Origin of the sequence: Flavobacterium cupreum (genome assembly GCF_003996965.1) — a bacterium.
Taxonomy (GTDB): Bacteria; Bacteroidota; Bacteroidia; order Flavobacteriales; family Flavobacteriaceae; genus Flavobacterium; species Flavobacterium cupreum.
This window is the reverse complement of record NZ_QWDM01000015.1, coordinates 55035-61634: the sequence shown is the minus strand read 5'-3', so window position 1 is coordinate 61634 and position 6600 is coordinate 55035. Positions and strand designations below refer to the sequence as shown.

Here is a 6600-nt window from a genome sequence, read left to right as displayed (position 1 = left end):
TTTGTCTTTCGGTTCTACAATACAATTTCTTTGCGAGTACTCTTTTGGTCATTTTCTGTTTCCAGCCAGGTTTTCATTTCTATTGATTCTGACAGCTGACGAATCGTTTTTCCGTTAAAAATGTCATCCAGTTTGATCTGGACTCCAAATTCTTTGTTGATCGTATTGGCCATTTGAATCACGTTTAGAGAATGCCCGCCCAGGTTTATAAAATTAGATTCTACGCTAATCTCATCTCTTTCCAGGTCAAGAATTTCGGACCATATAGTGACTAATTTTTCTTCAATATAATTTGATGGCGCTACGTAGGAGACTGTTATTTGTGTCTCATTAGCAAATAGTGCCTTTTGGTCGATTTTTCCATTGGTCGTGTAAGGGAACGCGTCCAGCCAGATAAAATGGGAAGGAATCATATAGTTCGGAAGGACATCTGCAAGAATCTCTTTTAATTCTGCTGTTGGTATTTCCTTAATTCCTTTCAGATAAGCATACAATTGCTTGTTTTCATCTGCGCCCTTAACGGTTACAAAAGCTTGTTCCAGTAACGGAAGGCTTTCTAAAACCAGTTCTATTTCTCCGGGTTCTATTCTGTAGCCCCTGATTTTTATCTGATCATCTATTCTTCCCAGGTACTCAATTCTTCCGTCTGAATCCCATCGGGCTAAATCTCCGGTCTTATAACAGGTTGCACCTTCGATTGGTACAAATCGCTCTGCTGTTAATACCGGATTGTTGATGTAACCTCGGGATACCCCTGCACCGCCTATGTACAATTCGCCTGTTACCCCGACTGGCACTACTTTCAGATGCGTATCCAAAATGTACATTTTTGTGTTTGCTGCCGGGCAACCTACCGTTATAGGCGTATCATTTATTGAGACTTCAATCGAGGAACAGCCTACTGTAGTTTCGGTTGGGCCATACTCGTTATAAATCCTCATGTTTTGATTTAAATCTTTTAGAATCTGTATGTGACTTTTCTTTAATTGCTCCCCGCCACAAATAATGGTGCTGACATTTGTACTTTGAATGTCTAAATCCTTTAAAAGCGTAATATGGGTTGGTGTCAGTTTTAATGTATCTATTTTCGGATTGTTAAAACTCTCCTGCAGCAGCTTATCAAGGCTTTCTTTCTCATTTCCGATAAAGAGTTTTTTCCCTCTGGTTAAACTGGTAAAAATTGCCGTTACCGATAAATCAAATGACATAGAACTCATTATTCCCCAATTGCCTTCTTCACTATTGTTAAAATAAAAACTGTTACTCCAAAAGATGTAATTGAAAAGATTTGCGTGTGAAATCATACAGCCTTTAGGTTTACCTGTAGAACCTGATGTATAAAGGATATACGCAAGGCTATCAGAATTTATTTCCGGTAATTTAGTTGTTTCATTTGCTGTTGTATTTTTCGCCAATTGCGCTACAGGTATCCAGAAATATGATTCCAGCCCTTCAGTTCGTTCTTCTGTATTGGTGATTATGTATAAGGAAGCAGTTTCTTCCATCATATGCGCTGCACGCGAATCCGGTAAATTAGCATCGATTATCAGGTAGGCAGCACCTGATTTTATAATGGCAAGAATTGCTGTTATCATTTCTATTGATCTCGTCATTCTAAGCGCCACTACATCTCCGGGTTTAATGCCTGCCTCTATTAAATACAGTGCCCAATTGGTAGCATTTACGTCTAATTCTTTATAGGTAACACTCTCCTCTTCAAATAGAAGGGCCTTGTTATCCGGATGTAAAGTCACCTGTTCTGCAAACAAATCCAGAACTGTTTTTTCTGTATTGTACTCTTTTGCCGTATCATTAAATTCAACCAGCACCTGATTTTGTTCTTCCTCAGATAAAACAGCAATGTTTTTAAGCAGTTCGTTTCTGTTGTTTAATACTGCATTTACAATTCGTATGAAATAAAACGAGAAAGATTCCGCACTTTTTACTTCAAATAAATCTTTGCTGTACGCCAGGCTCAGCTCCAGATTTTCTTCTGTTTCCAATACTGATAAATGCAGGTCGAACTTAGCAATTGGATAGGGAATATCGATATTGCTGATTTTAAGATCCGAATCCTTTAAATCTAACTTTTCACTTTCAAATTCATAGTTTAAAAACACGTCGAATAATGGGCTTCTGTTTCCATTTCTTTCCAGATCGAGGGAATCTATCAATTCATCGTAAGGATACAACTGATTTTCGAATGCCAATGTAGCGCCTTCCTGTACCTGATGTAAAAAAGAAGTAAAATCCTGTTCTCCGTCAAGCTGGTTTCTAATGGCTAGCGTATTAATAAAAACACCTGCAATTTTTTCAAGATCTGCATGGCTTCGTCCCGCCACCGGTGTTCCTACCACGATGTCGTACTGGTTTGATAATTTACTGAGTAATACATTATACATTGCCAAAATAAGACTGTACATCGTTACTCCTTCCGCACGGGCCATTTTCTTTAACTGGTCAATTTGATTTGTAGTTAAATTGATAGCGTACTTATCGCCGAACTCACTTTGCTCTTTTGTTCTGGCATGATCATAAGGCAGCTGAAGTGCAGGAACCTCATCGGAAAACTTGCCCAGCCAGTACTCTTTTTGTTTTAAAATTTCTTTTTGCTGCTTCTCTTCCAGACGCCACATTACGTAATCCTGATATTGTACCGCAAGATCTGAAAGCGTTTCTCCTTTGTACAGCGCTGTTAAATCTCTTAACAGCAAACCATTGGTAACTTCATCGGAAATAATATGATGGGTATCTATTATCATTATATGTTCGTCAGCTGATGCAGATATAATTCCAACACGTACCAGTGGAGCCTGATGTAAATCAAAGGGTCTTATAAAGTTTTTAATGGTTTTATTTACATCCTCTTCTTTGGCTAGATCTGCTATTGAAAAATCAACATCAGGTAAAATTCGCTGTACAGGGTTTCCTTCTGCAAATTCAAATGAAGTTCGAAGATTGTTATGACGCTTAATCAATTTTTGATACGCCAGCTGAAGTTTTTCTTTGTCCAGCGCTCCGTTTAAAGTTATAACAGCAGGAAGGTTATAGGCCAAAGAATCTTTGTTATACTCATGCAGGAAATACATTCTTTTCTGAGAGGAAGACAACGGATAATACGCTCTCTTTTCCGCAGGCTGTATATCGCCGTTTTCTGTGGCAAGAGACCTTGACATAAGCTGGCTTAAATCAGATATTGTGGCATATCGCATCATTTCCTTTAAAGGAATTTTCACTTTAAAAACCTTCTCGATTTTATTATTTAAAAACATCATTGTCAGGGAATGTCCTCCCAGATCAAAGAAGTTGCTGTTAACACCAATAATGCTGCTGTCGACTTTAAGAACCTCTGAATATATGGCTATAAGTTTTTCTTCAACATCATTTGAAGGGGGAATGATTCCTTTTTCCGGGCTGATTTCATATGCCGGCAGCGTCTTGCGATCTATTTTTCCATTACTGGTAAACAGAAAGTTTTCAATATGCATATAAAAAGACGGAATCATATAGTCCGGCAGGTATGCTGCAAGATATCCTCGTAAATCTGCTGTATTTATTTTAGCTTTTGCCTGATAGTAAGCGATTAAGACTTTCTCATTTTCAAATTCCTGCACTACAATAATTGAATTTTCAATTTTTGGATGCGCGGTTAAATACTGCTCAATTTCTGTAGGTTCTATTCGATATCCTCTTATTTTTAACTGGTCGTCTTTACGCCCGTGATATTCCAGGTTACCATCCGGCAGCCATTTTACCATATCCCCGGTTCTGTATACTCGGTCTTCCCATGTTACCCAGTCTGAATCAAATTTTTCGGAAGTAAGCGACTGATCCCCAATATATCTTTGAGCCAGTCCGTCTCCGGCGATACACAATTCGCCTACAATTCCGGCAGGAACCAGGCTGCCATAGTTATCGGTAACATACACGCGCTCGTTCGGCATGGGTTTACCAATAGGAATGGTGGTATAATAATCTAGTTTTTTAGGATCTACCTTAAATGATGTAGAATCGACACAGGTCTCTGTAGGCCCGTAAAAATTGTATAATTGTGTCTGTAAGCCTAATTTCTGATGAAACATGTTTACCAGATCCTTAGCTAAAACTTCCCCGGCTAATATCCAGCTTGACAAACTGGTTAAAGTTGATTTTTCCTCTAAAGAATTGACTAATAAACGAAGATGCGTTGGGGTCCCGTCAGACAAGTCGATGCTGTTTTCATTATAGAAAGACAATAATTTAACCCCGTCTTTTCTGCTTTCATCATCTAAAATGTACAGACTGTGTCCTTGTAATAAAGATCCGAATATTTGTTGCACGGAAGCATCAAATACATACGAAGCCAATAACGCTACACGCAGCACTTTATCCTCATACGGGTGATACACCAGCTCGTTTAAACCGTTTACCAAATTAATGACACTCCCGTGATTCATCATCACGCCTTTAGGTTTTCCGGTCGATCCTGAAGTGAAAATGCAATAGGCCAGATCTGTGGCTAATGTTTTAACCGCTATGTTTGAGGTTTTCTGAGAACTGATTTTATGGGAATCCATGGCCTGCACCGGAAGGTACGCTGCATATTCCTCCAGATAGTGTTGTTGGGACAATAAAAATGTTGCCCTGCTCTGATCCAGCATATACTCGATACGCTTTTCGGGTAAATTTGGGTCTAATGGTAAATATCCGGATCCTGTTTTTAAAACCCCAAGAATTCCCACGATCATCTCCCAGGAACGATCAAACAGCAAACCAACTATAGTGCCCGGAATTACTCCTTCTGATACTAAGTAATGCGCCACCTGATTCGAACGCATATCCAGCTCTTGGTAACTGATTTCTTCGGATCCAAAAACCAGGGCGGTACGTTCCGGGTAAAGTGCTGCTTTTTGAGAAAAAATATCAATAATAGACTGATTCTTATTGTATTCTCTTTTTGTATTATTGAACTCCGTCAATAATTGGTGCTCTTCCTGTTTGGTTAGATAATGTAGCCCTTTTATGTACCCGACGTCACTTAAAAGACTTTGTATTACGATTTCTAAATGTCCTTTAATTTTCAGGACCATCTCATCTGAAATAAATTCGTTATTATATTTCAATGTGATGTTTAGCTTATCTAAAGAAGAATATACAATTAGTGAAATGGTGTAATTTGTACTTTCGATTCCTTCTATATTCTCTACGCTTAGTTTTGCATCAGTTTCTGCCGGAGACGCTGCTTCCGGATAATTTTGAAAGGAAATTAAAGTATCAAACAATGATCCTCTTAAATTACTTTGCGATTCGATATCGTTTAGTGCCAAATGCCCGTATTCTTCCCTTCCAATTGTATGTTCCTTCTGTAATTCCTGTAACCAGTCGGCTATTTTGGTATCATTCTTTACGGTACTGCATACGGGAATCGTATTGATATATAAACCTATTTTTGTTTCTATATTTTCTTCCTTAGAATCCCTGCCCAGGATAGTTGCTCCAAAAGCAACGGTTTCATTTCCTGTGTATTTAGATAAAAGGTACGCCCATGCGCCTTGTAACAAAGTATTTTCGGTGATACGGTGTTTTTTTGTAAACTCTTTTATGGCACCGTTGATCGTAAATTCTATCTTTTTGTTTCCAAATAATTTATTACGAAGGGAAATATCTTTAACAAACGGGATATAACCGGGTAATGAAAGTGCTGCTAAATAGTTTTTCCAGTATGACATTCCTTTGGCCTCATTCAGGCCTGAGATATGACGAAGATGTGATCCAAAATCATCTACTGCCACTTCGGGTAATGTTCCTGTTGTTTCTAATTGCAGGTAAGCTGCATGAAAATTTTTCATTATGTTCTGAACCGACCATCCGTCCAGTATAATGTGATGATGTGTAAATACAAAACGGGTACTTTCAGCGCCACGATTAATCAGGGTCATTCGAAATAAGGGTGCTTTTTCAAAATTGAAACCGGCTTCTTTATCTTCGGTCAAAAATGTATCAAATGCCGATTCAAAATCCGCATTGGATAATGTACTGTAATCGATTTCTCTGACAGGCAGCTGCACCTCATCGTAAACACACTGAACGGGAATATCAAGATCCTGTCCGAAAACAGCTGTTCTTAAAATGGTATGCTGCTGTATCAGGTACGTCCAGGTCTTATCGAAAGATGCTTTGGAAATTGCTCCTTTTAAATCACAATGAAACTGGCATATGTAATCTGATTTATTATCGTCATATAAATTGTGAAATAAAAATCCCTTTTGTAAAGGCGTTAACGGATAGATATTGGATACCTTACTTTCATGTACAGGAAGTTCGAGGAATTCCTTCAGCCTTTTATTGGTTATAGTGGTAGGCAGGCCATAATCACTAACGGTTCTGACTTTACTGACTGGAGTGTTTTTCTGACTGTTTAAAAAAGTAATCAATTCCTCTTTATTCGCTTTTATCATTGCTAAAAGCGCTTCAGGTAATTGGGTCGTTTTTTTACTTTTAATGCCTAACTGATTATCTTTTACAAATAACGTGATGTCGTCACTCTTTAGAAGCTCAATAATTTCGTGAATATTTTTACTTTTCATTTTATATTTCTTTAAATAAATTATGACTTAACTA

Annotated in this window: 1 protein-coding gene; it reads right to left on the bottom strand. The window is 38.1% G+C overall.

The features are described 5' to 3' along the window. Nucleotides 1-14 precede the first annotated feature (14 nt). Complete coding sequence (locus D0817_RS19650; protein WP_127340067.1) at nucleotides 15-6566, bottom strand: non-ribosomal peptide synthetase; 6552 nt, start codon at nucleotides 6564-6566, stop codon at nucleotides 15-17. Nucleotides 6567-6600 lie beyond the last annotated feature (34 nt).